The organism is Pseudonocardia sp. EC080619-01 (genome assembly GCF_001420995.1).
Lineage (GTDB): Bacteria > Actinomycetota > Actinomycetes > Mycobacteriales > Pseudonocardiaceae > Pseudonocardia.
This window is the reverse complement of the sequence record NZ_CP012185.1, coordinates 682,571-708,393: the sequence shown is the minus strand read 5'-3', so window position 1 is coordinate 708,393 and position 25,823 is coordinate 682,571. Positions and strand designations below refer to the sequence as shown.

Here is a 25,823-nt window from a genome sequence, read left to right as displayed (position 1 = left end):
CGGGACTCAGCCGGTGCGGGCGGTACCGACCGGCAGGCTGTCGATCAGGGTGCGCGTGTACTCCTCGCGTGGTGCGCCGAGGACCTCCCGCACCGGGCCCTGCTCCACCACCCTGCCGCGCTGCAGCACCGACACCGTGTGCGCGAGCTGGCGGACCAGCGACAGGTCGTGCGAGACGAACACGTAGGTCAGGCCGAGCTCGGCCTGCAGCTCGAGCAGCACCTCCACGATTCCGGCCTGCACGGTGACGTCCAGCGCCGACGTCGGCTCGTCGAGCACAATGACCTCGGGGCGCGCCACCAGGGCCCGGGCGATCGCCACCCGCTGGCGCTGCCCGCCGGACAGCGCCGCGGGGGTGCGAGAGAGCAGGTGCTCGCCCAGGCCCACCGACGCCAGCGCCGTCCGCACGGCATCACCGCGACCGACCCGGTCGCCGATGCCGAAGCGGTCCAGCGGCTCGCGGACCAGCCGCTCCACCCGCCAGGTCGGGTCCAGCGAGGTGAACGGGTTCTGGTAAACGAGCTGCAGGTGCCGCCGCAGCGACCGCAGTCCGTCGCGGGTGCGGTCGTGCACCGGTTCACCGGCGACGGTGATCCCGCCGCCGTCGGGGGTCTCGAGCCCGAGCAGCAGCCGGATCGCGGTCGTCTTGCCGGATCCGGACTCCCCGACCAGGGCGTGCGTTCTGCCCGCCGGGACCGCGAACGACACCTGATCGACAGCGGTGACACCACCGAAGCGCTTGCTCACCCCGGTGAATTCGATCCGGGCGGGAGTGCCCGGGTCGGCGGCACGGTCGGCGCCCGCGTCGCGCAGGTGCGCCCACCGGTCGGGGTGCAGCGCCGGGACGTCGGCGTGCAGGCGCCGCGCGTACTCCGACGACGGGCGGGTGAACACCTCGGAGGTGGGACCGGCCTCGGCCACGATGCCGTCGCGGAGCACGACCAGCGAGTCCGCGCGTTCGGCGGCGACCGCGAGGTCGTGGGTGATCAGCAGCAGCCCGATCCCGAGGTCGGCCCGCAGGCCTGAGAGCAGGTCGAGGACCCGCTTCTGGATGGTGACGTCGAGCGCCGAAGTCGGCTCGTCGGCGACGAGCAGGGCTGGCCGGGGCAGCACCGCGAGGCCGATCAGGACCCGCTGCAGCATCCCGCCGGACAGTTCGTGCGGGTAGGCGTCGAATACCCGGCGCGGGTCGGTGAGCCCGACCTCGGCGAAGGTGTCCAGGACGCGGCCGGGGCGGTCGCGCCGCGCGAGGCCGTCGACGAGCGCGGCGGCCTCCAGTGCCTGCCTGCCGATGGTGCGGACCGGGTTGAGGGCGCTGCCCGGGTCCTGGGGGACGAAGCCCACCGTGCGCCCGCGTAACGACCGGAACCGCCGCTCCGGGAGCCGGAGCACCTCGCGGCCATCGATCTCGACCCGACCGGTCGCCGCCCCGGTCTCGGGCAGCAGGCGGAGCAGTGCCCGGGCGATGGTCGATTTGCCGGAGCCGGATTCCCCGATCACGGCGAGGGCGTCGCCGCGGGCCAGCGCGAGGTCGACGCCGGAGACCACCTGGTGTCCGCCGTAGGACACCGAGAGGTCCTCGACGCGCAGCAGCGGACCCGCCCCGGGCGGGTCGCTGTGGCCGGCGGTGGGGGCGGGGCCGGCATCGCGGTCGAGGGTGCGGGTCAGTCGGTCGTGCGGAGCCATCGGCTGATCCTGTTCACGGAGAGGACGGTGACGATTGTGACGAGGGCGGGGGCGACGACGAGCCACGGCGCGAGCGGGTAGTCCCGCCCGGCGGAGACGAGCAGGCCCCAGTCCGACGCCGGCGGCGGGTCGCCGTAGCCGAGGAAGGCCAGCCCGGCGATCACGAGGATCGACAGGCCGAACTGGAGCACGGCCAGCGGCAGGACCGACCGCACGGCGTTGGGCAGGATGTGCCCGGTCAGCACCTGCCGGCGGGAACCGCCGAGGACGTACGCGGCCTCGACGAACACCGCGCTGCGGGTCGCGAGGACCTCCGAGCGGGCGACGCGGGCGAACACCGCGACCGCGGACACCCCGGTCGCGACCGCCGCGTTGATCGTCTGGAACCCGAGCGCGCTGACTACGACGACGGCGAGCAGGAAGCTCGGGATCGCCAGCAGGCCGTCGACGAACCGGGCGAGCAGCACGTCGACGACCCCGCCGAGGAACCCGGCGAGCAGCCCGATCGTGCCTCCGACGAGCAGCCCGATGCCGACCGCGACCAGCGCGCTCGACACCGACGAGGCGGTGCCGTGCACGACCCGGGCGAACACGTCGCGCCCGAGGTGGTCGGTCCCGAACCAGTGCTGGGCCGACGGCGGCCGGAACAGCTCTGCCGGGATCCCGTCGACCGGGCTGCGGGAGGTGAACAGGCCCGGGGCCAGTGACCACGCGACGACCAGGGCGACCGCCGCCAGGGAGACCCAGACCGTGGCCGGGACGGTGTGGAGGCGGCCGCGCGGCCGGCGTGCCGGGGTTCCGGTGGCGTCCGCCTGAGCCGGGGGTGACGACGACAGGCTCATGGGACGGCCACTCCTCGGTCGGGTCGGTTCTCGGGGCTGGGCCTGGATCGGTCCTGCAGCGCGACGCGCGGGTCCAGGAGGGGGTAGACGAGGTCGGCGACGAGGTTGACCACGATGTAGACGAGCGCCGCGAGCACGACGACCGCCTGCAGGACCGGGAGGTCCTGGGACGCGACCGAGCGCTCGACCAGGCTGCCCACCCCGGTGCGGGTGAACACCGCCTCGGTGATGACCGCGCCGCCGAGGACCTCGCCCACGGTCAGGGCGAGCACCGTGACGACCGGCAGCGCCGAGGGTTTGAGCAGATGGTGGGTGAGCAATCGGGTCCGGCCGAGGCCGCGCGAGCGGGCCAGGGCCGCGTAGTCCTGCCGGGACGCATGGTCCAGGCCGGCGATCAGGACCTCGGCCAGCTGGGCCGAGACGGGGATGCCGAGCGTGATCGCGGCGAACAGCGTCGCCGTCGTCGTCTCCGAGTCGATCACCCGGAACAGGCCGAGCTGGAACGAGGCCAGTTGGATCAGCAGCAGCCCGATCAGGAAGTTCGGCACGGACAGGAACAGCGACGGGACTGCACGCAGCGCGGGACCGAACGGCGCGGGCAGGTGGTGGACACCGACGGCCGTCGCGACGGCCAGCAGTACTGCGACGCCGAGGGCCGTCGCCGCCAGCGCCAGCGTCGACTGGAGCACCTCGGCGAGCATCTGCGCCACCGGCAGGTCCGAGCGCATCGAGACGCCGAGGTCACCGGTCAGGAACCGGGTCAGCGACTCCCACAGCTGGACCGGGACCGGCCGGTCGAGGCCGTAGTAGGCGATGATCGCCGCGATCTGTTCCTCGGTGAACCCGTTCTCCGGGTTGCGCAGAGTGGTGCTGACCGGGTCCCCGGGCAGCACGCTGATCACCACGAAGGTGACGACGTAGGTCAGCAGCACCACGACGACGGCCTGCCCGGCCCGGCGCAGTGCGTAGGACAGGTGAGGGGTCATCGCGGATCGTCCTCGAGCCAGGCCGTGGCGTAGTTGGCGTAGGCGACGCCGTTGTAGGTGACGCCCCGTACCCGGGGGGACTGCAGGTAGATCCGCTGGACCTGCTGGTTCAGCGGGACGAAGTAGCCCTGGTCGAGCACGTGGCGTTGCAGCTCGTCGAGCAGGCGCTCGCGCGCGGCCGGATCGCTGGCCCCGGCGATCCCGCTCGCCAGCGACACCATGCGGGCGTCGCTGGTGCCCAGGTTGAACCAGTCCTCGCCCTTGTCCTGGTCGGTGAGGACGCTCGCGACGGTGCCCGCGTCGATGATGCTGCGGGTGAGCTCGTAGGCGGGGACGGTGTCCTCGCCGAAGTCGACGCGCTGGGTGTAGGTGACCACGTCGTAGGTCCGGACGGTGACCTCGAACCCGAGGCGGCGCAGCTGCTGGGAGACGAGCTCGTCGACGGCCTCGGAGGTGGCCAGGTATGGGTTCGGGTGCAGGGTCAGCGCTAGCCGATCCGTCCCGCGGGTGCGGACGCCGTCCGGTCCGGGCACGAACCCGGCCTCGTCGAGCAGCTGGGCCGCCAGCGCCGGGTCGAAGCGGAACGAGCTCCGGTGGTCGGTGGCGCCGGGCGTGTTGCTCTGGAACATCGACTCGGCCGGCAGCCAGTCCGGGGTGTAGATCGTCGCGAGGATCTCGTCGCGGTCGATCCCGTGCTGCAGTGCCCGGCGGACGCGGACGTCGTCGAACGGGGCGACGTCGGTGTTGATCGCCATGCCGGCGACGAAGCCGAGATAGCGGGGTGCTGCGGCGACGAACCCGAGCGCGGTGACGGACTCGAGCTCCTTGGGGGAGGGGTTGTACGCGACGTCGGCCTGGCCGGCCTGCACCGAGGCGCTGCGTAGCCGCTGCTCGGCGACGACCTCGTAGGTGATCGTCTCGATCCGGGCTGGTCCGGTGTGGCCGAGCGCGTCGGGGCCCCAGGCGTAGTCGGCCCGGCGGCGCAGGACGACGTGGTCGTCGTCGCGCCAGGACTCGACGACGTAGGGGCCGCTGCCGATGTCGTTGTACAGGTCGGCCTGCTGCTCGGCGGGCAGGTCCAGGGAACGCGGCGAGATCAGGATCGACCCGTGGTAGCCCAGTGTCGGGACGAACCCGAGCGTCGGCGTGTCGAAGCGCACCCGCACCGTGGTCGGGTCGAGGGCCTGGGCGCTCCGGTAGCTCTTCGGGAACAGGCCGATCGGCTTGATGCCGCGGTCGGAGTCGCCACGGGCCCAGATGTCGAGGTTGGCGACGACGGCGGCAGCGTCCAGCGGTGTCCCGTCGGAGAACGTGACTCCCCGGCGCAGGTGCAGCACGAACTCGGTGGCGCGCTCGTCCTGCTCCCAGCTGCGTGCGATCCACGGCGAGACCGCGCCGGTGTCGTCGACGTGGACGAGCTTGTCGGTGACGTGCCCCCACACGTGGCCCTGGAAGCTGGAGATCGCCGAGTTGTTCGGGATCCAGGTGTCGCCGAGGGAGTCGATGAGGAAGGTGAGGCCGCCGGCACGGTCCGGTGTCGCGGCACGGCCGGTCGCGCAGCTGGTCCCGGCGAGCGCGGTGGCTGCGGTGATGCCTGCGGCGCGTAGCAGGGTGCGCCGGGTGAACGGGACGCTCATGTGGTTCCGGCCAGCAGGCGTCGGCCGGCGGTGAGCAGGGCGGCGTCCTCCTGTGGTGGGTGCACGCGGACGCAGAGCACGTCGCGCAGGTGCCGTTCGAGCGGATGGTGACGGGTCAGGGCGGCGTTGCCGAGCGCTGCGACGGCCGTCTGCACCGCGGCGATCGCCGAGCGGGCGATCTGCACCTTGAGAAGTGACAGCTGCGCCGAGGCGGCGATGTCGCCGGTTCCGGTGCGTAGCAGCGCGCCGTACAGCAGCGTCTCGGCCTGGGCGACCTGGGCGTCGATCTCCCCGGCCACCGTCGCGATGCGGTCGGTCTCGGCGATGGGCCGGCCCAGGGCGGCTGGGACCCGTCCGCGGGCGTAGCCGACGAACGCGGCCCGGGCCGCGCGGGCGACGCCGACGTAGAGCGCGCCGTGGCCGAGCCCGGCGGGCCCGGTCGCGGCGGCCGGGTCGCGGTAGACACCGCCGACCCTCGGGATCTCCACGAACGCGTCCGGCCCCAGCGTGACGCCGTCGTAGACGACGTCGTGGGTGTTGGAGGCGCGCAGCCCCAGGTGGTCCCAGCTGTCGAGCCAGGTGATGCCGGGCGTGTCGGCCGGGACGACCACGTGCCCTACGCGCGGTGCGTCCGGGGCGCCGCCGGGTTCGTCGGCCCTGGCCCACACCAGGTGGTAGGCCAGTGCGGTGCCGCCGGTGGCGTAGGCCTTGTGCCCGGACAGCGACCATCCGTCGGCGGTGCGGCGGGCGACGGTGGCGGGCAGCCCGCCCCGGGCCGGCGCGCCGAGCTCGGACTCCGCGCGGACCGCGTTGGCGGGTGCGGGACCCTGTGCGCTGCGGCGCAGCAGGTCGGCGTAGGCCGCCGGCGGCCAGTGCGCGTTCGCGGCCTGGGCCCGGTGCACGTTCAGCGTGTTCGCGACGATCAGCGCCACCGACGGGTCACCCTCGCCGAGCGCGACGAGGATCCGGGCCGTGTCGAGGTCACCCGCCCCGGGGCCACCGTGGCGCGCGGCGACCGTCGCGGTCAGCAGCCCGGCACGGTGGACGACGTCGAGTCCGGCGCGCGGAACCGCACCGGTGCGGTCGTGGTGCTCCGCGGTCGCCGAGAGCTGCGCGGTGACTGCGGCGAGCGTGCCGTCGGACAGGTCGGGGACCGGGAGGGTAAGCGGCGGCGCGGTCACCGGACGCCGGCCAGCGCGTCGGCGTCGAACCCGGGGGCCAGGGCTCCGGGGTGCTCGGCCTGCAGGGTGCCCCGCCGGCCGGTGGTCTCGCGGTGCGCGAGCTCCTGGCGCACCAGCGGCAGGATGTGGCGGCCGTAGTCGGCGGCGTCGGCGAGGGTGTCGTAGCCGCGGATCGACACCAGGTCCGCGCCCACGTCGACGTAGTCGACGATGGCGGCGGCGACCGTTTCCGGGGTGCCGACCAGCGCGGTCGAGGCGCCGCCCGCGTTGGTGGCGGCCGCAGTGCGAGTCCACAGTGCACGGTCGTATACCTCGGAGCGGGCGGCGAAGGCCAGTGCCCGCTGCGAGCCGACGTTCTGCGGGGTGCCGGGGCCGTGGTGCAGCCGGCGGTGCTCGCCCGCCCGGAACGTCGCCCCGATCCGCTCGGCGTAGTCGTAGGCCTTGCGCCACGCCAGCTCGTCGGTGCGGTCGATGATCGGCCGGAACGTCACCCAGATCCGGGGGCGCCGGCGGCCGGCGGCGTCGGCGATGCCGTGCACCCGCTCGATCTGGGCGCGGATCTCGGCGAGCGGCTCGCCCCAGAAGCTGAAGACGTCGGCTTGGCGCCCGCCGATCTCGAACGCCTCGTCGGACTGGCCGCCGACGGAGATCGGGATGGTGTCGCCGAACGGGCGGAAACCGGGCCCGAACCCGTCGAACCGGTAGAACTCGCCGTGGTGGTCGAACGGGCTCGTCTCGGTCCAGGCGCGGCGCAGCAGGTCGACGAACTCCGAGGTGCGGGCGTAGCGCTGCTGCTTGGTCAGGTAGTCGCCCTGGCGGGCCTGCTCGGCGTCGTTGCCCCCGGAGATGAGGTGTACCACGGCGCGGCCCTCGGTGAGCTGGTCCAGCGTCGCCAGCTGTTGTGCGACGACCAGCGGGAACGCCGTGTTGGGCCGGACCGCGACGATCGGGCGCAGACGTTCGGTCAGCTGGCCGACCGCGGAGGCGACGACGAACGAGTCCGCCGTGGACGAGCCGTAGGGCAGCAGGGTGTAGTCGTAGCCGGACTTCTCGAGCGTGCGCACGTAGCGCCGGAAGTAGCCGAGGTCGATGCCGCGGCCGGGGTCCGGCGCCAGCTCGGTCGACGGGTTGAGGTGGGACAGGCTGATGAACTCGACGGTCCGGGCGGCGGTGGCCGGGACGGTGGTGGTGTCCGGTGTGGACATGGGGGCCTCCAGGGGAGGGGGTGCCGGGACGGCGCGGGCTGGTCGTCGGCGTCGTCGAGGCCTCGCGCAGGGTGGTCGGGGTCGTGCGGGGCGGTCGGGCCGTGGGCGTGAGGTACCGGTCAGAGAGGTCAGAGGGCCTTGCCGGGGTTGAGCACGCCGCGCGGGTCGAACACGGTGCGCAGCTGCTGTTGCAGGTCCAGGGCGTCGGGTCCGAGCTCGTCGCGCAGCCAGCGACGCTTGAGCAGCCCGACGCCGTGCTCGCCGGTGAGGGTGCCGCCGAGCTGCAGCGCGGTCGTGAACACCGCCCCGGCCGTGTCCCAGACGTGGTCGTCGAGGTCGCGGCCGGGTTCCAGGACGAGGACGGGATGCAGGTTGCCGTCACCGGCGTGGGCCATCGTGGCGATGCGGATCCCGCTGCGGTCGGCGATCGCACCGATTTCCGCCACGGCCTCGGGCAGCCTGGACCGCGGGACGGCGACGTCCTCGACCAGCACCCGGCCCAGCCGTTCCAGCGCGGGCAGCGCCGCACGACGGGTGGCGAGCAGCGTGTCGGCGCGGTGCGGGTCGGTCTCCAGCTCGACCCGGCCGGTGAGCGGGGCGACGACGTCACGAACGGCAGCGATCTCCTCGTCGGCGCCGTAGCCGTCGGTCTGGACCAGCAGGAACGCCCGCCCGTGCGGCTCCGTCGCGCCGGGCACCGCGGCAATCGCTGCCAGGCAGGACGCGTCGAGCAGCTCGGCGACGGCGGGCTGCAGCCGGGCTGCGGTGATCGCGGCGGCCGCCTCGGCCGCGGCATCGAACCCGTCGAACCATGCGGCGAGAGTGGCGGTGCGCACCGGGGCTGGGCGGAGCCGCACGGTGGCACCCACGACGACGCCCAGCGTGCCCTCCGACCCGACGAGCAGGCCGGTGAGGTCGTACCCGGCGACACCCTTCACAGTCCGGCGACCGGTGGAGATGCGGCGGCCGTCGGCCAGGACGACGTCGAGCCCGAGCACCGAGTCCCGGGTGACGCCGTACTTGGCACACCGCAGACCGCCGGCGTTGGTGGCGATGTTGCCGCCGATCGTCGACCACGCCAGGCTCGCCGGGTCGGGGGCGTAGCGCAGGCCGTGCCGTGCCGCGGCGGCGTCGAGGTCGGCGGTCACCACACCGGCCTCGACGACGGCGAGCTCGTCGGTGGGTGAGATCTCCCGGATGCGGTCCAGGTGGGTCAGGTCCAGCACGGTGCTCCCCGGCCCCGCCACCGCCCCGCCCGACAGGCCGGTACCCGCGCCGCGCACTACGACCGACCCTCCGGTGGAGTGCGCGTGCGCGAGCACGGCGACAACGTCGTCGACGGACACGGCGAACACGACGGCGTCCGGGCCGTCCCCGAGGTCGAAGCCCGACCGGTCGGTGCGGTGCGTGGCACGGACCTCGGGTGCGGTCGTCCAGCCGGGCAGCAGGGATGGGGTGGGCAGCGTGGTGGTCACGGGCGGGGTCCTCCGGTGTGACTCGGGACGGCGGCACGGACGGTCCCCGGTGGGGCGCGGTGTGCACGGCCGGGATCACCGCCGCGGTCGCGGTGGGTCGGGCGGCTGCGGACCGGGACGCGCCGGGGCGGCTCGGCGGGGTCAGCGGGCTGCCCGACAGCCTGCGGAGTGGACGACGCCGTGATCGATCACCCGACGCCGCGTCAGCCGCGGGCGCCGGCCGGCTGCCGGTCGGGGGGCGGGGTGGCCCGGTAGGGGGCTCATCGCTGGCCCGGACCGGCGCCGCTGGCGACCGGGCGCGCGGGGTCCGCCGACCAGGCCGACCAGGACCCGGGGAACAGCGCCGCGGTGAATCCGGCTACCGCGAGTGCGGCGATCTCGTGCGCGGCGGTGACGCCCGATCCGCAGTAGACGCCGACCGGCTCCCGGCCGGCACCAAGTGCCACGAACCGGTCCCGGAGCTCGGCGGTCGGGCGGAACCGGTGCTTGTCGTCGAGGTTGTCGACGGTCGGCGCGCTGATCGCGCCCGGGACGTGCCCGGCCCGCGGGTCGACCGGCTCCGTCTCACCGCGGTAGCGCTGCCCGGCGCGGGCGTCGAGCAGGATCCCGGTGCGGGCGAGCCGGGCGGCGTCGTCGGCGTCGAGCACCGGCAGTCCGCCGCCGGTCAGCTCCACGTCGCCGGCGTCGGGCACGGTGCCGGGACCGGTCTCCAGCGGCCCGCCGGCGGCCCGCCAGGCGCCCAGACCTCCGTCGAGCAGGCGGACGTCCTGGTGGCCGCCCCAGCGCAGGAGCCACCATGCCCGGGCCGCGGCCAGTCCGCCCGAGTCGTCGTGGACGACGACGGCGCGGTCCGACCGGACCCCCCAGCGCCGTGCGGCGGCCTGCAGGTCGCCGGGGGTCGGGAGGGGGTGACGCCCGTCGGCGGGGTCGCCGGTGTGCCCGGCGAGCTCGGTGTCGAGATCGACGTACACCGCTCCGGGCAGGTGCCCCGCGGCGTGGTGCGCGCGGCCGTGCGGATCCCCGAGGGCCCACCGCACGTCGAGCAGTACCGGGGGCCGCGGCCCGGCCAGCAGGTCCGCGAGCCCGTGGGCGGTGACGAGCACGTCGTCCCGGCTCACGAAGCGGTCGTCTCGATGCGGGTGACCGGTGTGCCGCCGTCGCGCACCCGCTCCAGGAACAGCACGGTCGTGGCCGCCGCGGTGCGGTGGGCCCGGTCGTTGAGCGCGTCGTGGACCCCGTCGGTGACGACCGCGAGCTCGCCGTCACCGACGCCGGAGAACCAGCCGCGGACGCCGGCGAGCGGGCTGACGGTGTCGGCGTCGCCGTGGAGGCCGAGCACCGGCACGGTGATTGAGCCGGGCCGTGCCCGAGCTGCCCACCCCGCGGGCAGCGGTCCGGCGAGCGCACCGCGCCGCACGGAGGGGTCGTGGTCGAGCAGGCCGCGGTGCGTCGGGCACCCGGTACGCAGGGCCAGCTCGTCGTCCCAGCCCGGTGCGCCGAACCGACCATCGGCCGTCGTCAGCCCGGCCAGCACGAGCCCGTCGATACCTGCCGGGTCCTCGGCGGCGAGCACGGCCGCGAAGAGCGCTCCGGTGTCGGAACCGACCAGCACCCGCGGTGGCGGTCCGGCCTCGCCGGGATCTTCGGACGGCGTGCGGTCGAGCAGTGAGCGGATCTGGGAACGGGTGCGGTCCTCGTCGACGGTCGGGTCGGACACCGCCCACACGCGGTAGCCGTCCGAGGCGATACGCCGGGCGAAGCGCTCATAGACGCGGGCGTGTTCACCCCGCCCCGGTACGACTAGAACGGTGCCGCGCGGGCGGATGCCCTCGGGCTCGGACCAGGACGCGACGACCGGGACGGCAGCCGTGACGGACATGCGGGGTCCACCTCTCGAAGAGGGCAGTGGGCGCGGCGGCAGGTTCGGGGCGCGGGGGAGAGGGCGGCGACGGGGCGGGCCGGGGGTGCGGGGCGGCGCGTCGGGCCTGAGGATCAGCGGAGCGGACAGCCGGCGGAGTGCACGGTGCCGTGGTCGATCACCCGGCGCCGGGTCAGCGGGCCCGCGCCGGCGTCCGGCGCGGGCACGAGGCCGGGCCGGGCGACGGTCGTCAGGAGGTCCACGTCCTCCATCTCATCCGTTCGGCGCCCCGGTGTCCAACGACGAAGGTGCATCACCATCGATCACGGGACGCGATCGGTCGGTGTAGCGTCGCCGGTGTGCCCGCCGTCCTCGACATCGTCGCCTTGCGCAGCGTCGTCGCCGTTGCCGAGTTCGGCGGCTTCCACCGCGCCGCCGAGGCCTTGACGCTGTCGCAGTCGGCGGTGAGCCAGCACGTGCGTCGGCTGGAGAGGACGGTCGGCCGCCCGCTCGTACGTAAGGAGGGCCGGATCAGCCGGTTCACCCCCGAGGGCGAGGCGCTCGTCGGCGAGGCGCGGCGGATTTTGGCCGCGCACGACGCTGCCCTGGAACGCCTCGGTGTCGGTGATCCGCGCGAGTCGATTGTGCTGGGCTCGACCGACCACGCCGCGGACGAGCTGCTGCCGCGCGTGATGGGCGCCCTCGGCGAGCTGTTCCCGGGCACGGCGGTCCGGTTCCGGCTCGACCGCTCCAGCCGGCTCAACGACGCGGTGGATCGCGGGGCGCTCGACCTCGCGATGTACATCGGCGACATCGTGGACGGCGAGAGCGTCTCGGTCGGTGCCCTGCCGCTGACCTGGTATGCGGCGCCGGGCTGGCGCCGCCCGGCCGACGGTCCGATCCCGCTGGTGGTGATCGACAGCCCGTGCACGATCCGCCGGCGCGCCCTGCAGACGCTCGCCGACCACGACCTGCCGGCCACCGTGGTCGGTGAGGCCGCCTACCTCGCGGGTGTCCTCAACGCGGTGCGGGGCGGGCTCGGCGTCGCGCTCGTCGCCGGTGTGGGGGACGCTCCGCCCGAGGGGCTGGCGCCGTGCCCGGACCTGCCGCCGGTCACACCGGAACCGCTTCACCTGCGTGTCCGCGCGGGGTCGGACCGCCGGCTGCTGTCTGCGGCCGTGGGCGCGCTGGAGCCGGTCCTCGGCCCGCTGTCCCGGCTGTCCTGACGGCTCTGGGCCCTCAGCCATTGCGCAGTACGAGCCCGTACAGGCGCGAGGCCCGAAGGGTGATCACGAGCCGCTGCTCGGCGACCATGTTCTCGTCGAAGGCTTGTTCCTCGGCCGGGGTGGCACCGGGCGGGCTGAGCAGCGCGCGCAGTTGTCGGCCGACCGCGTCGCCGGCAACGGTGGTGGGCGCGGACAGCTCGGCGTCGCCCTCGACCACCGCGAACGAGGAGATGTCCTCGCCTGGGACGTGCAGCGCGGCCCGGGGGTCACGTCGCAGCTGGGTCACCTTGGCCCGGTCGGTGGTGGTAGCCATGGACGCGGTCCTCGTCGCCGGGTCCCACCGGTAGAGCATGGTCGTGAGATGCGGGTGACCGCTGCGTCGCAGGGAAGCCAGCGTGCCGAACCGGTGCCGTCCCAGCAGTTCGGACAGGGCGCCGTCGTCGAGCGGGCGGGGCGCGGGACCGGGGCTCATGGCGACCACAACCGCGTCGGTGCCAGGCCCATTCCGGGCCGTTTGCGCTCGGCACCGGACGGGGCAACGACGCTCACATCCGGCCGGACTGCTTGCGTCGATCACCGGGAGGTGTTGCGCTCATGGCATGTCGCGCACCGTGATCACCTGCCGCCGGTGGGTGGGCCCGGGCAGGACCTGCTCAGCGGGTCGTCGCGCGGTGCACTCCTGACCCATCCGGTTCCGCGCGGCCGCGCAGCGGTCCGCGGTCCGATCCGTCCTGGACACCCTTCCTCCCGCGTCTGACGCCGCCACGGCCCCGTCCACCGGGAGACCGACCGTGTCGCACCGCGTGCGAGGCGCCGTACGATCCTGCGCGCGGTGCTCGGGTTCGACTCGGCGCGATGGCCGGTGCCCTCCTTTGTCCCGGAGCCGGCGGGCAGTTCGGCCAGGCCCTCCAGGGCAAGGAACGACGGCGGGGGCTGCGGGCTCTCGCGAGCCCAGGACGGCTCACCCGTCACGCCTCACGCGTCGACCGCGATGAACGCGGAGCACTAGGATGGTGGTCGTCACCGAGCCACGGAGGGCGGCTGCATGGCGTCGAGTCTGGTGCAGGTCGAGAAAGTGAGCCTGCGCGAGCGCGTCGCCCACGCGCTGCGTGAGGCGATCCTCGCCGGCGAGATGGAGGCGGGCACCGTGTACTCGGCCCCGTCGCTAGGAAGCCGGTTCGGGGTCTCGGCCACGCCCGTCCGCGAGGCGATGTTGGACCTCGTGCGCGAGGAGCTCGTCGAGATTGTGCCGAACAAGGGTTTCCGGGTCACGGTCATGGACGACTTGGACCTGGACCAGATCACTGAGCTGCGGATGCTGGTCGAGCCCTCCATCTGCGCGAAGGCCACCCCGCTGGTGCCGGAGGAGGACTTCCCGGAGCTGCGGGCGTTGGCTGGCCGGACCGTCGATGCCGCGCTGGCCGGCGACCTGCTGGGCTACGGCGAGACCGACCGCACCTTCCACGTGCGCCTGGTGTCCTACGCGGGAAACCGTCGGATCACCGAGCTCATCGCCGACCTGCGCACCCGCACCCGGATCTACGGGCTGGCTGCCCTGCAGGAACGCGGCGAGCTGGTGGAGTCTGCCCGGGAGCACCTCACGATCGTCGACGCGCTGACCGGCCGCGACCCGGCCGCGGTCATGGGTTTGTTGCGCCGCCACATCGGACGGACCCGCGGGCTCCGCTCGGTCCCCCGTGGGGCCGACTCCCCGCACTGACCCGGCGTCGCGGGCTGCCGCGAGTCGCCCGGGCAGCCGTCCGTTGACCAGTGCTGTGTGACATACTACTCTTCGTTGTCGCCGCGGCTGCCGTACCTGCGCAACGAGATCGGCACATTGCGCCCGGGTGTCCGCGGACGTCACAACGCGATCACAAGGGAGTGGCGCATGTCCGTCGACACCGGAACCCGTCACCCACATGCCCGGCGGGCCTCGCTCGCCGCCTTCGTGGGAACCGTCCTCGAGTGGTACGACTTCATCATCTACGGCATCGCGGCGGCGATCGTCTTCAACGTCCTGTTCTTCCCGACCGGTGCCCCGATCCTCGGGACCCTGGGCGCGCTCGGCACCTTCGCCGTTGGCTTCTTGGCTCGGCCGCTCGGTGGGATCGTGCTGGGTCGGTTCGGCGACCGGCACGGTCGCCGGTCCGTTCTTGTGATCACCCTCGTCCTGATGGGGCTCTCGACGACGGCGATCGGGCTGCTCCCGACCTACGAACAGGCCGGGATCATCGCCCCGATCCTGCTGGTCCTGATGCGACTGGTGCAGGGTTTCGGCGCAGGTGCCGAGTACGCCGGTGCGGTCGTCCTGTCTGTCGAGCACGCCGATCCGCGTCGACGCGGGCTCGCCGGGACGGCGGCGCCGCTCGGCTTCGCCGTCGCCACCATCCTCGGCAACGCGGTCTTCGGGCTTTTCCTGCTGCTGCCCCGCGAGGAGTTCCTGGCATGGGGTTGGCGGGTCCCGTTCCTGCTGGGTGCGGTTTGTCTGCTGGTGGGCTATCTCGTGCGGAGGGGAGTCGAGGAGCCGGCGGAGTTCGAGCAGGTCCGGGGTTCCGCACCGTGCCGGGCCGGCGTGCTGGCCTCGTTCCGCGCGCAGCCGCGCAGCTTCCTCACCGTGGTGATGGCCCGGATCGGGGAGAGTGCGTTCGCCTACCTGCTGCCCGTCTTCGGCGTCGCCTACGTTGCGACGACGCTGGGTCTCGGCTCGTCAGTGGCGTTGACCGCCATGCTGGTCGCCTCGGCGGTGCAGGCACTGATGCTGCCGTTGTGCGGACTCGCTGCCGACCGGTACGGCCGCAAAACGGTATACCTCACCGGAACGTTGCTGTCGATTGCGTGGATGGCACCGTTCTTCCTGCTGACCGAGACCGGGGCGTTCGGTGCGGTGATTGCAGCGTTCGTGGTGGGGGTGGGGGTTGTCTACCCGATGATGCAGTCCGCACAGGCGACCTGGTTCGCCGAGCTGTTCGACGCCGAGTTCCGGATGTCCGGGTTCGCCATCGCCCGTGAGGCCGGGACAATCGTCGGCGGTGGGCTCGCGCCCCTGGCCGCGACCGCGCTGTTTGCCTGGTCCGGGCAGTGGTGGTTGGTCGTGGTGCTGATGGTGGTGCTCCTCAGTGTCACAGTCTGCGGGCTGCTCCTCGGCCGCGAGACTCTCGTGAACACGGGACGGGATCGCGACGCGGTCGACGTCCCGGCGACGCCGTGACCGGTGTGAGCCGAGTGGGCCCGCGCCGACCGACCGAACGGAGACATCGATGACCATCGAGCTGCGCGGCGTGCTGACCGCGCTGGCCACCCCCTTCACTGCCGATGAGCGCGTCGACGTCGACCGGCTCCGATTCCTGGTCGACCGCTCGATCGAGGGGGGAGTCGACGGGGTGGTGGCCTGTGGCTCCACCGGCGAGTTCGCTGCGTTGAGCACCGACGAGCGCAGGCTCGTGGTGGACACCGTCGTCGAGCACACCGCGGGCCGGGTGCCGGTCGTCGCACAGACAGGGGCGACCAGCACCGCGGAGGCCGTTCGGCTCTCCCACCAGGCCAAGGCCTCCGGTGCCGACGTCGCCATGCTCGTGACGCCCTACTACGAGCCGCTCTCTCTCGAGGAGACGACCGCCTACCTGCGCGAGGTCGCCGGTGCCGTCGAACTGCCGGTGATGCTCTACAACATCCCGCCGGCGACCGGGGTCAACCTCGGCCCGGACACCGTGGGCACGCTCTCCCGCGAGCTCGACAACGTCCGTTACGTCAAGGACTCGAGTGCGAACATGGAACAGGCGCTCCAGCTGATCCACCACCACGGTGACCACGTCGCGACGTTCGTCGGCTGGGACAGCCTCATTCACGCCTCGCTGGTCGAGGGCGCCGCTGGGGTGCTGGCCGGGGCGGCGAACGTCGTGCCGGCCGAGATCGTCGCCGTCTACCGTGCGGTGCGGTCGGGCGATGCCGCCGCGGCGTTGGCCGAGTGGAACCGGATCTACCCCGTGATCGACGCGTTGATCTCGGTCCCGTTCCTGCCGGCGATCAAGAGTGCGCTGGCCTCGCTGGGGCATCCGATCGGGGCGCCGCGGCGCCCGACCGCCGAGCTCACCTCGGAGCACGCGGAGCGGATCGCGCGGTTGCTGGCGGCGCTGGAACCTGCGTCCGTCACGGGCGGGACGGAATTCGGGACCGCAGACCGATGAGGACGGGCCGCGTACTGCACACCGTCGAGTCGCACGCCGAGGGGCTGGCCGTACGTGTCGTGACCGGGGGAGTGGGTGCGCTGCCCGGTGCGACCATGGCAGAGCGTCGACGATGGTTCGTCGAGAATTCTGACGACCTGCGCACCCTGCTCATGTGCGAGCCGCGGGGACACGGGGCGATGTCCGGGGTCATCCTGCAACCGTCCACCCGCCCCGACGCTGACTGGGGGGTGTTGTTCATCGAGGTCACCGGCGCGCTGCCGATGTGTGGTGCCGGCACGATCGCGACGGCGACCGTCCTGGTGGAGACGGGTATGGTGCCCGTGACCGAGCCGGTCACCACGGTGCGCCTCGACGCCCCGGTCGGCCTGGTCGTGGCCGAGGTCCGGGTCCAGGATGGGCGGGCCGAGGGGGTGACGATCGCGAATGTCGCCTCCTACGCCCACGACATCGGCCGGCAGATTGACGTCGAGGGCGTCGGACGGATCGAGGTCGACATCGCCTATGGCGGCAACTTCTACGCGATCGTCGACCTTGAGGCGCTCGGCGTGCCGTTCGAGCGAAAGGCAAAGCAACAGATGCTCGACGCCAGTCTGTCTGTCATGGCGGCGATCAACGAGCAGGCCCGACCTCAGCACCCGGAGCAACCCGAGATCTCCGCGTGCCATCACGTCTACCTCGCCGCTCCCGGGGCCACCGCACAGCACTCCCGCCATGCGCTAGCGATCCATCCCGGCTGGGTCGACCGGTCGCCGGGCGGGACCGGAACGAGTGCGCGAATGGCACAGTTGCACGCACGCGGTGAGCTGGAGCTGCACACTGACATCGTCAACGAGTCGATCATCGGGACGTCGTTCACCGGGCGCCTCGTGGGCGCTACCGACGTCGGCGGGCGACCCGCTGTACTGCCCACGTTCACCGGACGCGCTTGGGTCACCGGCACCGCGCAGTACATGCTCGACCCCTCCGATCCGTTCCCGGCGGGTTTCGAGCTGTGAGCGCTCTGCGGGCGGCAACTGCGGGCTCCTGGTGCAAATAGGTACACAATCGCAGCCGCTGGTGCAGGGGTGTGTGCTGCATCTGGTTCGCAACACCTTCCACGATATTGGTCGCATGAGCCCGCCCTGAACGTCTTCGCGATTGCCTTCGGGAACGTGTCGTCCCCGACACCACCTGGTCACCATCAACGCCAGTTGTATCGTCGATCAGACAGACCGCTCACTCCGGTGGGTGAGAACCGATGGCCAGGCGACCGCAGAGGCGGACGATTCATGCCCTCCAGGGAATCCGGCACTCTTGATTGGGTGGGTCCGGGCGGACGGTCGTCGACAGGCGGTGTCGGCGACAGCGCTGGAGCCTCGGTGAGAGTGTAGGTCGCTGCTGTCCACCGACAGAGTTTGAACGGCCGCCGACACGCGGTGGTGGGCTCGGTGGTGCGGAGGTACTCGCCGCTCTGAGACACACGCTCATCCGATGTGTCCCGGCCATGTGCTGACTGAGCGCGCCGGGGCGACTACGGATAGATGCACCGCTCCCCAGCACCCGGTTTCGCTGTGGGCTACAGCAGAGCCGGGGCACCGACGGACGGATGACCGATCGGGTGGCCCGCACGTGGTGGGTCGGGGTCGTTGCTCGAAGACGACCCCGGCCCCGGGCGGCTACTCGTCCGCTCCCCAGCGACGAGTAGCTGCACCAGCAAGGCCTTGGGGTCACGGAGGACCAAGGAACGTGACCTGTCCGCACCACAGTCGCGGCGGTGGGGGACGGAAGCGACGGATTATCGGACGCGCGATCTCGGATCGGTCGACGAGACACCCACAATTGGACCGTCCGAGGTCTGTTCCGAGATGCCCAGGTCGCGTTGTGTGCTCGGCGTCGGTGATGGGGTTACAGGCCGCCAGCCGGGCCGCGCCGTGGCGGGCCAGGATCCGTGATTTCGAGCATGCCGCGACTGGCGGTGGTAGCTGCGATCGCGGCCGGGCCACAGCGCAGCTCACGTCGCGCGGCCAGGACCGCCTGGTCAGTGTCGGCGCTGGGTGGCGTCCCCGCTGGTGGTGGAAGTAGCGGGCCCGTCCGGCGTGGCTGAGCACGGTGGAGGGGCCACCGCGTGAGTCTCTGCGTGAACCCGCCAAGGATCACGGAGAGAAAGGTGCCACGCGATGGCCCTGGACCAGTCTGCCCTGCTCGAAGTCCTCGAAGCGCTCAAGGTCGCCGATGTCGGTGACCGTGTCCGCACCGCCGCGGAGACGATCTACCGAGCATTGATCGAAGCCGAGCTCACCGACACCATCGGTGCCGCGCTGCACGAGCGCAGCGATGCCCGTACTGCTCAACGCAACGGGCACCGCACCCGCACGTTGTCGACCACTGCCGGCGACCTGGAGCTGCGGATCCCGAAGCTGCGCACCGGAAGCTTCTTCCCGTCGCTGCTCGGGCGCCGACGCCGGGTCGACCAGGCGCTGTTCGCGGTGGTGATGGAGGCCTACCTGCACGGCGTCTCGACGAGGAAGGTCGACCTGGTCAAGGCCCTCGGCGCCGACTCCGGGATCTGGCAAGTCCGAGGTCTCACGGATCTGCGCCGATCTCGACACCGAAGTCGGGGCGTTCCGGGACCGGTCACTGGCCGAGCAGCGCTTCCCCTACGTGTTCCTCGACGCGACCTACTGCAAAGCCCGGGTGAACCACCGGGTCGTGTCCCAGGCGGTGGTGATCGCCACCGGCGTCCGCGCCGATGGCTGGCGCGAGGTCCTCGGGTTCGCCGTCGGCGACAGCGAGGACGGGGCGTTCCGCGACCGCATTCCTGCGCAGCCTCAAAGCCCGCGGTCTCGGCGGGGTGCAACTGGTGATCTCCGATGCCCACACCGGGCTCAAGCAGGCCATTTCCGCGGTGCTGCTCGGGACGGCCTGGCAACGCTCATCCGTCAACATCGGCAGCGGCGGGAGGTTCCCGCTGGTCCACCTCCACCACCGGAAGAGGACCTTGGCAGCGTGACCCTCGAGGTCCAGCGGCAGACTGGTCCCTCCCGGTGGTGGTCGTTCCTCGATCGGCCAGTGGGAGTCGTGCCACGAGCACCTGGATGAGCGTCCGAAGGGGATCGGCCCGGAGTGGATCTGTCCTCCGAAGGAGCTCCTCTTGTCCAACCACCACCCACCAGGCTGGCCCGCGTTCACCGGCATCGACTGGGGCGGCAGCGAGCACCAACTCTGCGTCCTCGACACCACTGGGACGCAGCTGACCCAGCAGCGCGTCACCCATAACGTCGCCGGGCTCACTGAGCTCGACACCGCGCTCACCGCGCACGGCACGGTCCTGCCCATCGCCGTCGAGCGGGCTGAGGGCGTGCTCGTCGAGCACCTCCAGTCCCGGGACCACACCGTCTTCCCGGTCTCGCCCCGCATCGCCGCCCGGGCGCGGGAACGCTACCGAGTCGCCGCGGTCAAGGACGACCGGCTCGACGCGTTCGTCCTGGCCGACACCCTGCGCCCCGAGCACCATCGCTGGCGAGCTCTGAGTGTCCCCTCGCCGCTGCTAGCCGAGATCCGAGCGCTGACCCGCGACCGAGATCGTCTCCAGCAGACCCAGCAGGCCACCGAATCTCAGCTGCGGGCGATCCTCGAGGCCTACCACCCCGCGCCCGCGCGGCTGTTCTCCTCGGTCGACCGCCAGATCACCCTGCACTTCGTCCTGGACTACCCGACCCCGGCCGCGGCGTCACGGATCAAGGCCACCCGCATGAGCGGGTTCCTGACCCGCCATCACTACACCGGCCGAGTCTCCGCGCAGGTCCTGGCCGAGCGGTTGCGCGAGAACCTGCTCACCGCCTCGACCGGGACCGTCGCCGGCAAGTCCTACTCAGCCCGGTCCTTCGCCCAGCTGCTGCAGCTGCTCAACACCCAGCTCGCCGAGTACGACGACGCCATCGCCGCCGCGGTCGCCGAGCACCCCGACACGCCGATCTTCGCTGGCTTCCCCGGCGTCGGGCCGGTCCTCACCGGCACGCTCCTCGCCGAGATCGGTGAGGACCGCACCCGGTTCCCGACACCGGCGACGCTGCTGGCCGAGTCCGGGCTGGCTCCGGTCACCTGCGCCTCCGGCCGCTCGCGCAAGGTCCGATTCCGCTACGCGGCCAACACGATCCTGCGCGAGGCAGCGATGTGGTGGGCCTACAACTCGGTGAAGGAAGCCCCCTGGGCCAAGGCGGCGTTCCGCGAGGCTCGTGACCAGCGCGGCCAGCACTACCACCGCGCACTTCGTGGCCTCGCCGCCCGCTGGATGCGCGTGCTCTGGACCTGCTGGAGCACTCACACCTCCTACGACCCGCAACGCCACACCACCGCCCAGGCCGCACTCACAGCGGGCTGAGCAGCGCCCTTCTCCAGCCGCCGGCGACCAAGCCGCGCGGCCACCTGATGCTGCACTGGTTCAGAAGATCGAACAGCTCGCAGGTTGACAGTGGGAGTCTGCCGGGTGCACTTCGCAGCGCTTCGTCCTGGCCCAGGTCCCTAAAGGCAACGCCGAGATGGTCGCCGCCGCGATCCGCACGATCTTCGCCCAGCCCAAGGCTGACATGGTCCGTGACCAGCTCGAGGTGATCGCCGGCATGCTCGGCCGTCAATCAGCGAAGGTCGAAACGATCCTGCGGGACGCCGCACCCGATCTGCTGGCCTTCGCTGATTTCCCGCCCGCGCACTGGAAGAAGATCTGGTCGACCAACCCGCTGGAACGGCTGAACAAGGAGGTCAAAACGCCGCACCGACGTCGTCGGGGTGTTCCCCAACCCAGACGCCCTCCTGCGCCTGGCCGGTGCAGTCCTGGTCGAGGCCCACGACGAGTGGCAGGCCGGTGACCGCCGCTATCTCGGCGAGGCCACCATGGCCCTACTCGTCCCGAATGCCGCCGCAGAGCTGGCCGGACCTGAACTCATCACGGCATGATCTGACCTGCAGAGACCCTCGCGAGCGACTTACACCAACCGGGGGGACGCCACCCGGCGCTGTTCGGCGCTGTGACGGGTCGGGCTCTGGTGTGGGCGGGAGGACCGGTCGCGCAGACCGGGATCTCCTTCCCGGTCGTAGCGGGTGATCCAGCGGGAGACGCACTGACGGGAGACCCCGAGCTCGCGGGCGACGTGGGACTGCGGACGGCCATGGTCGCGGACTCGTGCGGCGAGCAGCCGACGCCCCTCGCAGGGTCAAGCGAGCGTTAGCGTGCACGGTGGCGGTGTCCTCGTGGCGAGATGGACGGCTTCAGGCACCTCCCACCTCGCCCGAAGGGCCTTCCCCGTTCAAGTAGCCACGCCGTCGGCCACCCGTCACCAACCGTCTGGCCGGGTACAGCGTGGTCGGCGATGGCGGGCAGCGGTTTCCAGACCGCGGCGAGACGGTCGGTGTCCTTCTCGGTCTTTCTGCAACCCTGTCGAGCCCATGCGGCGAGTGCTCGGCCAACCGTTGCCGGTCAGAGCGCGTAGAGGAGCTTCTCGATGCGGCGTGCGTGTTCAGGAGCGAGGTCGGCGACGGGCCGCCGGGGTGACCCGATGGGGTGCCCCAGCGAGGCCATCGCGCTCTTGATCGCGGGCATGAACGGGACCGAGATGAGTGCGTCGATCACCGGGTACACGTGCTTCCATGCGGTGAGGGCTCGGGCGTGGTCACCGTCCCGCACAGCCCGGTAGACCGCGACGATCTCGGTCGGCACGACGTTCGCAGCCCCAGCGAGGACGCCGGCCGCACCCTCCATCAGCGACGCGTGGATCAGGCTATCCCAGCCGACGAAGGTGGCGACGTGGTCGGCGTGGTGATGGATGAGCTGCAGCGCCTGCTCCATGTTCGCGCTGGAGTCCTTGACGTAGCGGATGGTGTCGATCTCGCGAGCGAGTCCGCCGACGGTGTCCGGATCGAGGTTGACCCCGGTAGCCGAGGGAATGTTGTAGAGCATGATCGGCAGGTCCACGAGTCCGGTGACCTCGCGGACGTAGTTGACGGTCTCGGGCAGGGTGAGCGGCTCGTAGTAGGGCGTGACGAGCATGGCGACGTCGGCGCCGGAGGCTCGGGCCTCGTTCGTCAGCCGAATCGCCTCCGCGGTGCTGGAGGCGCCGGTCTGGGCGACCACGGGCACCCGACCGGCGGTGTGTTCCACGACGGTGTCGACGACGAGCCTGCGCTCGTCGGTGCTCAGCGCAGCGAACTCACCGGTGGAACCGCAGGCCACGAGCCCGTCAACGCCACCGTCGATCGAGCGGTCGACGAGGAACCTCAGCGCTGGGACGTCGACGTCGCCGCCGACGTCGAAGGGGGTGGCCAGCGCGGTAAGGACGCCCTGCAGGTCCTGGGTCATGTCGTGTCTCCTGACGGTCGGTGGAATGCAGGTGGCTGGGTTCAGGACGCGAGGGCGGGGGCGATGGCGGGCGTCCCCTCGAGTTCTCTGCCGCGGGTCTGGTGATCGGTGGCGAGCACGCCGGCGGCGTCCTGCGCGGCGGTGAAGCCGGAGGAGACGGCGGTCTCGGTGTAGAGCGTCCCGAGGTAGTCGCCGGCCAGGAAAACGCGCTCGGTGGGTCGGGTGAGGGTCGGCTGTAGCGCCCCGCGGCCGGGGAAGCAGTACGGGGCGCCGGTGGGCCAACGCTGGACGTGTGCTTCGGAGATGATGTCCGCGGAGCCGGGCAGGACCTGGTCGAGGTCGCGGGTGTATAGGTCGAGGATCTCGTCGTCGGGACGGTCGATGAGCGTGCGGGCCAGGCTGGCGGGGGAGAAGGTCATGAGGCTGCCTCCGGGCCGACGCTGGGTGGTCTCGGCGCCGCGGACGATGTTGCCCATGTTGAGGGCGACATTGAATGACCGTTTGGGGCTCGCGATACCGTAGGCGCCGTCCCAGGGGCGGGGACCGGTCTCGTTGGTCAGGAACGCGGCGCTGACGTACGGTCCGTAGACGATCTTCGACAGCGCCTCGCGAACGTCCTCCGGCAGGTCCACACCGACGCGGTGCGCGATCGGCGCCGGTGTGGCGAGGACGACGGTGCGGGCCTCGGCCTCGTGGTCGACGCCATCGCGGGTGTAGCGCACGACGACGGAGCTCCGGCGGTGCACGACCTCCCGGACCTCGGCGCCGAGCCGGACCCGGTCGCGCATCGACGCCGCAATGGTCTCGGTTAGCACCGATGGGCCACCGGAGATGCTGCGGTCCAGGCCTTGCCCGATGTTCCAGACCAGGCTGAAGTAGCCGATGCCCGCACCGGCGGCCAACTCGTTCGGGTCGGCGGCCGAACGCGTGACAGTCGGCCGGAATAGTGCTTCGGCGTCCTCAGGCAGCGCGCCGGTGTACTCGGCGAAGGAGCGGTTGTTCTCGAAGGCGTAGATGCGCTCCTGCCGGGCGCGAGCGCTCTCACCGGGGCGAACGGCGACCGCGCGCGCGTAGCGCAGGACGTCCAGGCCCACCTTCGCACCGGTCCGGATCAGGGCGACCCGCGAAGCCAACGGCATGGGGATGCGCACCGGATAGGTCTCGACCCGTCCCTTGAGCAGGAGCTTGCCGTTCATCGCCAGGCCCTTGAGTGACCCCGGTACCCTCACCGAGCCGATACCTGTCTCGCCCAGCAGGGCCGCGGTCGAAGTGTTCGCCCCGGCGAAGACGTGCCCACCCCAGTTGAGGAAGTACGGCCCACGCTTCTCTGACCGGATCCGCCCGCCGACCCGGTCACCGGACTCGAGCACCAGGCCATCCCAGTGGCGCAGGCGCCATGCCGCCGACAGGCCGGACAACCCGGCTCCGACGATAACTACGTCCTTCATGTCGTACTCCTCGTGTGCTGTCACCGGCGGGACGGGGTCGCGATGTGGACCGATGGGTGAGGGATGGGCCCGGCCCGGGGCAGGTCCTACCCGGGAGGTCAGGACGGGCCGTCGGACGCGGGGGCGGCAGAGGACGCTAGTTGTGCGTCCGCGGGGCCGAGCGACGCCGCCTCGCCCAAGCCCAGACCACGGGTCTCGGGCGCCCAGAGCCAGGACACGACCATCCCGAGCAGCGTGATCACCGCGCCGATGATCATCGTCGGAGCGATTCCGAGACCCGACAGCGAGAGCGGTACGAGGAAGGTCCCGACGGCGGCTCCGATGCGCGAGAGCGAGGAGGCTAGACCGACCGCGGAGCCCCGGATCTCGGTCGGGAACAGCTCGTTCGGGTAGATCCACTGCAGAATCTGGGACCCGCCGATGAAGACAGCGTAGGCAACGAACAGGCCCATGACGACCAGGGTGGGCGCGTTCGGGAAGATGCCGAGCAGCAGCATAGCCACACCGGCCCAGAGGAAGCTATGGATGATCAGCGACCGGCGCCCCATTCGGTTCACCAGCAGCAGCGAGACGACGCAGCCGACCATGAACATCACGGTGATGACTGCTGCACCAATCGTGTCCGTGCCTTCCTCCAGACTCAGTGCCCCGAGGATCTTCGGCCCGAACGCGTAGATGGCGAACAACGGGACGATCGAACAGGTCCAGAACAGGGTGATGAACAGCATGCGCTTGCCATAACCGGCCCGAAGGAGCGCGCCGACCCGGAGGTTCTCCTGCACCTCGGGCTCGATATCGTCGACCGAGGCCTGCGGTCCGAAGATTTTCTGCATGACGGCTGTGGCCTCCTCGGCGCGGCCCTTCCTCAGCAGCCACCGCGGCGACTCCGGCGTGCCGATCCGGCAGAGGACGATGATCAGGCCCGGGAGGGCGGCACTGGCCAGCATCCAGCGCCAGCCGTCCTCGTAGGACAGCAGCAGCTCGCCGACCAGGTAGGCCGCGGCCGCACCGACAAACCACATGGTGACGAAGGCACCCAGCAGGGGCCCGCGGTATCGCCGCGGAGAGAACTCCGCTAGCAGAGATGTCGCGATCGGGTAGTCGGCGCCGACCGCGACGCCGACGAGCAGCCTCATGGCAATAAGCCAGAACGCGTCGGTGACGAAGAACTGCAGGGCCGAGAAGACGATGATCGCGATGAGGTCGATCGTGAAGAGCAGGTGCCGCCCGAAGATGTCGGTCAGCCACCCGCCGAGGAACGCCCCCAGGAAGATGCCGATCAATGCCGCGGCGCCGACCAGGCCTTCCTCGGATGGGGTGAGGCCCAGCGCCGGCGACGCCTGGACGAGGGCGACGCCGATGATTGACAGCACGTAGCCGTCGAGGAACGGGCCGCCCGAGGAGAACAGCGCGAGCTTCTTGTGGAAACGGGACAAAGGCGCATCTTCGAGCACATTGTGGGACATCGGGACTCCGGGATCGGGTGCCGTGCCGCGACCGTGCGGCAACGCTCCGCGTGACCGGCGGCGCGTACCGACGACGGTGTCAGCGACGCCGCGGTTGGGGCTTCCGACAACCGTTCGAACTCGACGGGTCCCGTTCCGACACGGTGTCGGATGCAAGCCTCCGGCCTGATGTTTCTCCACCACCATGTCGTGGTCGAGCAAGCCGTCCGTGGTGATTGACCGGGCTACGGGCGCGGAATACTTTCGGTCGTGCGACCGACGACACGCCGACGTGACCCCGGGACCTCACATGACC

At 71.7% G+C, this 25,823-nt stretch carries 20 protein-coding genes and 3 pseudogenes; 8 read left to right on the top strand and 15 right to left on the bottom strand.

Going from position 1 to position 25,823, the window contains the following annotated elements; genetic code table 11:
* Window positions 1-6 precede the first annotated feature (6 nt).
* From AD017_RS31430 to AD017_RS35665, 10 genes are all read right to left on the bottom strand, one after another.
* Window positions 7-1,686, bottom strand: a complete 1,680-nt coding sequence (locus AD017_RS31430; RefSeq protein WP_060577304.1) for an ABC transporter ATP-binding protein — start codon at window positions 1,684-1,686, stop codon at window positions 7-9.
* Window positions 1,665-2,528 carry an ABC transporter permease gene (locus AD017_RS31425; RefSeq protein ID WP_060577303.1) on the bottom strand — a complete coding sequence of 288 codons (864 nt, stop codon included), beginning with the start codon at window positions 2,526-2,528 and terminating at the stop codon, window positions 1,665-1,667. The genes AD017_RS31430 and AD017_RS31425 overlap by 22 nt, the downstream gene beginning before the upstream one ends.
* The gene (locus tag AD017_RS31420; RefSeq protein ID WP_060577302.1) at window positions 2,525-3,514 is read right to left on the bottom strand and encodes an ABC transporter permease; all 990 of its coding nucleotides are present in this window, start codon (window positions 3,512-3,514) and stop codon (window positions 2,525-2,527) included. The genes AD017_RS31425 and AD017_RS31420 overlap by 4 nt, the downstream gene beginning before the upstream one ends.
* Window positions 3,511-5,151 (bottom strand): ABC transporter substrate-binding protein, encoded by a 1,641-nt coding sequence (locus AD017_RS31415; protein WP_060577301.1) that lies wholly within the window; start codon window positions 5,149-5,151, stop codon window positions 3,511-3,513. Before AD017_RS31415 ends, AD017_RS31420 begins: the two co-directional genes overlap by 4 nt.
* Window positions 5,148-6,332, bottom strand: coding sequence for an acyl-CoA dehydrogenase family protein (locus tag AD017_RS31410; protein ID WP_060577300.1), 1,185 nt, complete (start codon window positions 6,330-6,332; stop codon window positions 5,148-5,150). The genes AD017_RS31415 and AD017_RS31410 overlap by 4 nt, the downstream gene beginning before the upstream one ends.
* Entirely contained in the window at window positions 6,329-7,537 is a 1,209-nt protein-coding gene (locus tag AD017_RS31405) for an LLM class flavin-dependent oxidoreductase (RefSeq protein ID WP_060577299.1), read from the bottom strand. Before AD017_RS31405 ends, AD017_RS31410 begins: the two co-directional genes overlap by 4 nt.
* A gap of 128 nt (window positions 7,538-7,665) precedes the next feature.
* On the bottom strand, window positions 7,666-9,012 hold the full coding sequence (locus AD017_RS31400; RefSeq protein WP_227012940.1) for an FAD-binding oxidoreductase: 1,347 nt from the start codon (window positions 9,010-9,012) through the stop codon (window positions 7,666-7,668).
* Window positions 9,013-9,272: 260 nt separating this feature from the next.
* A complete protein-coding gene (locus AD017_RS31395; protein WP_082538459.1) occupies window positions 9,273-10,130 on the bottom strand; it encodes a sulfurtransferase in 858 nt (285 codons plus the stop codon).
* Entirely contained in the window at window positions 10,127-10,891 is a 765-nt protein-coding gene (locus AD017_RS31390; protein ID WP_060577298.1) for an alpha/beta hydrolase, read from the bottom strand. Before AD017_RS31390 ends, AD017_RS31395 begins: the two co-directional genes overlap by 4 nt.
* A 113-nt stretch (window positions 10,892-11,004) precedes the next feature.
* Window positions 11,005-11,142: a hypothetical protein gene (locus tag AD017_RS35665; RefSeq protein ID WP_168172850.1), complete on the bottom strand. Its 138-nt coding sequence runs from the start codon at window positions 11,140-11,142 to the stop codon at window positions 11,005-11,007.
* Window positions 11,143-11,229: 87 nt separating this feature from the next.
* Between AD017_RS35665 and AD017_RS31385 the strand changes: the two genes are divergently transcribed.
* On the top strand, window positions 11,230-12,096 hold the full coding sequence (locus AD017_RS31385) for a LysR substrate-binding domain-containing protein (protein ID WP_060577297.1): 867 nt from the start codon (window positions 11,230-11,232) through the stop codon (window positions 12,094-12,096).
* A 13-nt stretch (window positions 12,097-12,109) separates the two neighbouring features.
* On the opposite strand, the gene AD017_RS31380 is transcribed toward AD017_RS31385, so the two are convergent.
* The gene (locus tag AD017_RS31380) at window positions 12,110-12,568 is read right to left on the bottom strand and encodes a pyridoxamine 5'-phosphate oxidase family protein (protein ID WP_060577486.1); all 459 of its coding nucleotides are present in this window, start codon (window positions 12,566-12,568) and stop codon (window positions 12,110-12,112) included.
* Window positions 12,569-13,141: 573 nt separating this feature from the next.
* Here AD017_RS31380 and AD017_RS31375 point away from each other — a divergent pair.
* The 7 genes and pseudogenes from AD017_RS31375 to AD017_RS31345 all read left to right on the top strand — a co-directional run.
* Window positions 13,142-13,816, top strand: coding sequence for a GntR family transcriptional regulator (locus tag AD017_RS31375; protein ID WP_060577296.1), 675 nt, complete (start codon window positions 13,142-13,144; stop codon window positions 13,814-13,816).
* A gap of 168 nt (window positions 13,817-13,984) precedes the next feature.
* The gene (locus AD017_RS31370) at window positions 13,985-15,304 is read left to right on the top strand and encodes an MFS transporter (protein WP_060577295.1); all 1,320 of its coding nucleotides are present in this window, start codon (window positions 13,985-13,987) and stop codon (window positions 15,302-15,304) included.
* 49 nt (window positions 15,305-15,353) lie between these two features.
* Window positions 15,354-16,280, top strand: coding sequence for a 4-hydroxy-tetrahydrodipicolinate synthase (gene dapA / locus AD017_RS31365; RefSeq protein WP_060577294.1), 927 nt, complete (start codon window positions 15,354-15,356; stop codon window positions 16,278-16,280).
* Complete coding sequence (locus AD017_RS31360; RefSeq protein WP_060577293.1) at window positions 16,277-17,278, top strand: proline racemase family protein; 1,002 nt, start codon at window positions 16,277-16,279, stop codon at window positions 17,276-17,278. Before dapA (AD017_RS31365) ends, AD017_RS31360 begins: the two co-directional genes overlap by 4 nt.
* A gap of 1,161 nt (window positions 17,279-18,439) precedes the next feature.
* A pseudogene (locus AD017_RS31355) lies at window positions 18,440-19,206 on the top strand (IS256 family transposase); the annotation flags it as partial.
* A gap of 207 nt (window positions 19,207-19,413) precedes the next feature.
* Window positions 19,414-20,643: an IS110 family transposase gene (locus AD017_RS31350; protein WP_060577292.1), complete on the top strand. Its 1,230-nt coding sequence runs from the start codon at window positions 19,414-19,416 to the stop codon at window positions 20,641-20,643.
* Between the two features lie 99 nt (window positions 20,644-20,742).
* Window positions 20,743-21,215 (top strand): annotated as a pseudogene (locus tag AD017_RS31345) (transposase); the annotation flags it as partial.
* A gap of 53 nt (window positions 21,216-21,268) precedes the next feature.
* On the opposite strand, the pseudogene AD017_RS33995 reads toward AD017_RS31345, so the two are convergent.
* From AD017_RS33995 to AD017_RS31330, 4 genes and pseudogenes are all read right to left on the bottom strand, one after another.
* A pseudogene (locus AD017_RS33995) lies at window positions 21,269-21,494 on the bottom strand (leucine zipper domain-containing protein); the annotation flags it as partial.
* 241 nt (window positions 21,495-21,735) lie between these two features.
* Entirely contained in the window at window positions 21,736-22,614 is an 879-nt protein-coding gene (gene dapA / locus AD017_RS31340) for a 4-hydroxy-tetrahydrodipicolinate synthase (RefSeq protein WP_060577291.1), read from the bottom strand.
* Between the two features lie 41 nt (window positions 22,615-22,655).
* Window positions 22,656-24,062: an NAD(P)/FAD-dependent oxidoreductase gene (locus AD017_RS31335; protein ID WP_060577290.1), complete on the bottom strand. Its 1,407-nt coding sequence runs from the start codon at window positions 24,060-24,062 to the stop codon at window positions 22,656-22,658.
* Between the two features lie 98 nt (window positions 24,063-24,160).
* The gene (locus tag AD017_RS31330; RefSeq protein WP_060577289.1) at window positions 24,161-25,528 is read right to left on the bottom strand and encodes an MFS transporter; all 1,368 of its coding nucleotides are present in this window, start codon (window positions 25,526-25,528) and stop codon (window positions 24,161-24,163) included.
* Between the last annotated feature and the right edge of the window lie 295 nt (window positions 25,529-25,823).

Bases quoted from the DNA above. Each gene is read 5' to 3' on its own strand.
- AD017_RS31430 (WP_060577304.1), bottom strand. From the start codon at position 1,686: ATGGCTCCGCACGACCGACTGACCCGCACCCTCGACCGCGATGCCGGC.
- AD017_RS31425 (WP_060577303.1), bottom strand. From the start codon at position 2,528: ATGAGCCTGTCGTCGTCACCCCCGGCTCAGGCGGACGCCACCGGAACC.
- AD017_RS31420 (WP_060577302.1), bottom strand. From the start codon at position 3,514: ATGACCCCTCACCTGTCCTACGCACTGCGCCGGGCCGGGCAGGCCGTC.
- AD017_RS31415 (WP_060577301.1), bottom strand. From the start codon at position 5,151: ATGAGCGTCCCGTTCACCCGGCGCACCCTGCTACGCGCCGCAGGCATC.
- AD017_RS31405 (WP_060577299.1), bottom strand. From the start codon at position 7,537: ATGTCCACACCGGACACCACCACCGTCCCGGCCACCGCCGCCCGGACC.
- AD017_RS31390 (WP_060577298.1), bottom strand. From the start codon at position 10,891: ATGTCCGTCACGGCTGCCGTCCCGGTCGTCGCGTCCTGGTCCGAGCCC.
- AD017_RS35665 (WP_168172850.1), bottom strand. From the start codon at position 11,142: ATGGAGGACGTGGACCTCCTGACGACCGTCGCCCGGCCCGGCCTCGTG.
- AD017_RS31380 (WP_060577486.1), bottom strand. From the start codon at position 12,568: ATGAGCCCCGGTCCCGCGCCCCGCCCGCTCGACGACGGCGCCCTGTCC.
- AD017_RS31375 (WP_060577296.1), top strand. From the start codon at position 13,142: ATGGCGTCGAGTCTGGTGCAGGTCGAGAAAGTGAGCCTGCGCGAGCGC.
- AD017_RS31370 (WP_060577295.1), top strand. From the start codon at position 13,985: ATGTCCGTCGACACCGGAACCCGTCACCCACATGCCCGGCGGGCCTCG.
- dapA (WP_060577294.1), top strand. From the start codon at position 15,354: ATGACCATCGAGCTGCGCGGCGTGCTGACCGCGCTGGCCACCCCCTTC.
- AD017_RS31360 (WP_060577293.1), top strand. From the start codon at position 16,277: ATGAGGACGGGCCGCGTACTGCACACCGTCGAGTCGCACGCCGAGGGG.
- dapA (WP_060577291.1), bottom strand. From the start codon at position 22,614: ATGACCCAGGACCTGCAGGGCGTCCTTACCGCGCTGGCCACCCCCTTC.
- AD017_RS31335 (WP_060577290.1), bottom strand. From the start codon at position 24,062: ATGAAGGACGTAGTTATCGTCGGAGCCGGGTTGTCCGGCCTGTCGGCG.
- AD017_RS31330 (WP_060577289.1), bottom strand. From the start codon at position 25,528: ATGTCCCACAATGTGCTCGAAGATGCGCCTTTGTCCCGTTTCCACAAG.